The organism is Brevundimonas sp. UBA5936, from assembly GCA_002430835.1.
Taxonomy (GTDB): domain Bacteria; phylum Pseudomonadota; class Alphaproteobacteria; order Caulobacterales; family Caulobacteraceae; genus Brevundimonas.
Genome location: DJDA01000138.1, coordinates 419 through 3,557 on the forward strand (window position 1 = coordinate 419; position 3,139 = coordinate 3,557).

Genomic DNA, 3,139 nt, shown 5'->3' on the forward strand with positions numbered 1-3,139 from the left:
GGTCGCCGCCCTGTCCGCCGCCGTCATGGACTTCAAGACCGGCCAGGTTCCGAGCGCCAAACAGATCAAGGCGGGCTTCGCGCCCCAGCTGACCCTGACCGGCGCCATCCTGGCCGCCGGCGGCTTCAAGGAGACGAACGGTCCCGTCTCACCGGAAGAACTGACCTATGTCCGCGTCGTCGGCCGCAAGAAGGCGGGCGAGGTCGCCGTGCGCGCGGCCGGGCCGGAGGCGCAGGCCCTGTCCGACGCCGCCCTGCAAGGGCTGATGGCCCGCGTCGCCGAGTTCGACCGGCCGGAGACGCCCTACCTCTCGTGGGCCGCGCCTCATCTGATGGGCAGCTACAGCCCCTACAACCTGCTGGCCCGCGTCTGGGAATGGCACGTCATCGGCGGCGGCGAAGAAGGAGAGGCGGAATGAACCTCCACGTTCGGGACGGCCTCAATCCCCAGACCCGCGCCGCCGATCCGGCCCGCTCGGTCTTCGTCACCGCCAACGCCGGATCGGGCAAGACCACCACCCTGGTCAGCCGGGTGGCGCGCCTGCTGCTGGGCGGCGCCGCGCCCTCGGCCATCCTGTGCGTGACCTACACCAAGGCCGCCGCCGCCGAGATGCAGGCCCGCCTGTTCGAGACGCTGGGCAAATGGGCCGTCATGGACGACGGCGAACTGTCGGCCGAACTGGCCAAGCTGGACGACAGCGACCCCGCCGCCCTCGACCCCGCCCGCCTGTCCGAGGCGCGCCGCCTGTTCGCCCGCGCCCTGGAGACGCCCGGCGGGCTGAAGATCCAGACCATCCACGCCTTCTGCGAAAAACTGCTACGCCGCTTTCCCATCGAGGCGGGGGTGTCGCCGCGCTTCACCGTGCTGGAGAACGAGGCGGCGATCGCCCTCAGCCACGCCGCGCGCGAAGACCTGGCCCGCGCCGCCCTCGCCGACGCCGAGGGGCCGGTCGGCGAGGCCTACAGCCATTTCGCGGTCGAGCTGGACTGGGGCCGGTTCCAGGATCTGCTGGCCCTGATCGAGGCCAAGCGCGCCGAACTGACCGACTATGTCGCCCGCGTCGCCGACGGCCGCGCCCCCGGCCCCTACGTCCTGACCGGCGCCGATCCGAAAGCGACGCCCGAGGACATCGAGGCCGACTTCCTGCGTTGGCTGGACCGGGGCGAGGTCCGCCGCATGGCCGAGTTGATGGCGACCGGCTCCAAGACCGACAAGGACCGCGCCGCCGAATTGATCCACGCCCTCGACCACGACTGGAGCTTCCACGGCCTGGGCGTCGTCTTCCTGACCGGCTCCGGCTCGCCCCGCAAGTCGATGGCGACGAAGCAGGCGCCGCCCGACGCGGCCGGCTGGCTGACCGATCTTCAGGACAAGTTTCTGGCCGCGCGCGACCAGTTGCGCGCCGCCAAGGTCGCCGACGACACCATCAAGCTGCTGACCCTCGCCAACGCCCACGCCGCCCTCTACGAAGCGGCCAAGACGGCCCACGGCGCGCTCGACTTCTCGGACCTGGTGGCCCGGACGGTCGAACTGCTGACGGTCCGCTCGACCGCCGCCTGGGTGCTGTACAAGCTGGACGGCGGCGTCGACCACGTCTTGATCGACGAGGCTCAGGACACCGCCCCCGAACAGTGGGCCATCATGCGCGCCCTGACCGGCGAGTTCTTCACCGTCCCTGACACCGACCGCACCGTCTTCGCCGTCGGCGACGAGAAGCAGTCCATCTACTCCTTCCAGGGCGCCCGGCCCGAACGGCTGAGACAGGAAGCGCAGGTCTACGACAGCCTGATCACCGGGGCGGGCGGGGCCTTCGAGGGCGTACCGCTGGAGACCTCCTATCGCTCGACCGAGGCGGTGCTGAAGTTCGTGGACGAAGTCTTCGCCACGCCCGAACGCGCCCGCGCCCTGGTCGGAGAAACGGGCGAGATTCCGCACCACACCGCCGCCCGTCAGGGTCAGCCCGGCGCCGTCGACCTGTGGCCCCTGTTCGTCGACGAGGCCCCGCCCGAGCGCGACGCCTGGACCGACCCCGTCGATCAGGAAGGAACCGCCAGCGCCCGCAAGCGCATGGCCCAGACCCTAGCGCTCGAGATCAAACGTCAGGTCGAGACCGGCGCCGTCGTCTTCGACAAGGGCGGCGCCGCGCGCCCCTGCGGCTACGGCGATTTCCTGATCCTGGTCCGTCGTCGCGACGCGACGTTCGAGGAGATCATCCGCGCCCTGAAGGCCGCGGGCGCGCCGGTGGCGGGCGCCGACCGGCTGAAGCTGTCGCAGCACATCGTCTTCGACGACCTGAAGGCGCTGGCCCGTTTCGCCCTCTTCCCCGGCGACGATCTGACGGTGGGCGAGGTGCTGCGCGGCCCCTTCTGCGACGTGGACGAGGACAGCCTGTTCGAGCTCGCCGGTCTCAAGGATCGCAAGGGCCTGTGGCGCGAACTGAAACGCCGCGCGGACGAACGGCCGGAATGGGGCCGGGCGCTGGACCTGCTGCGCGCGGCGCGCAGCGCCCGCGACCTCGATCCGTTCGGCTTCTTCTCCCGCCTGCTGAATCGGGTGGACGCGACCGGCGTCTCGGGCCGCGCCCGCATCCTGACCCGACTGGGGCGCGAAGCCGAGGAGGCCGTCGACGAGACCCTCAATCAGGTGCTGGCCGCCGAGGGGCGCGGCGGGACCGATCTGGAGACCTGTCTGGCTCTGCTGGAAGCCGCCGACGTCGAGGTGAAGCGCGAACTGGAAGGGCCGCGCGGCGAGGTCCGCGTCATGACCGTCCACGGCGCCAAGGGGTTGGAGGCGCCGGTCGTCATCCTGCCCGACACGACGATGAAGGCGAAGGCGCAGGGGCCGTCATTGATGCCGGTCGCCACCGAGAGCGGCGAAGCCTGGCTGATGTGCCCCGGCTCGTCGAAGGAGGACTGCCCCGCCTCGGCCGACGCCCGCGCGGCGCGCGAGGCGCGGGTCGGCGATGAATCCCTGCGCCTGCTCTACGTCGCCCTGACCCGCGCGCGGGACCGGGTGATCGTCATGGGACGCGGCTCGAAACGCGCGCCTGAGGCCGGGGACTGGTGGTCGGTGATCGAGGAGACGTTCGATCGGCTGGACGATCAGGTGCGCGAACTGGACGGCGGCGCCCGCCGCTACG

General features: G+C 71.2%; 1 protein-coding gene and 1 pseudogene. Both read left to right on the plus strand.

Features of this window, described 5'->3' with window-relative positions:
• Nucleotides 1-418: pseudogene (locus B2Y21_RS14450) on the plus strand (double-strand break repair protein AddB); the annotation flags it as partial.
• Nucleotides 415-3,139 (plus strand): double-strand break repair helicase AddA (addA, locus tag B2Y21_RS14455; protein WP_292060518.1); only part of this gene is annotated, 2,725 nt, incomplete at its 3' end. The pseudogene B2Y21_RS14450 and the gene addA, both read left to right, overlap by 4 nt.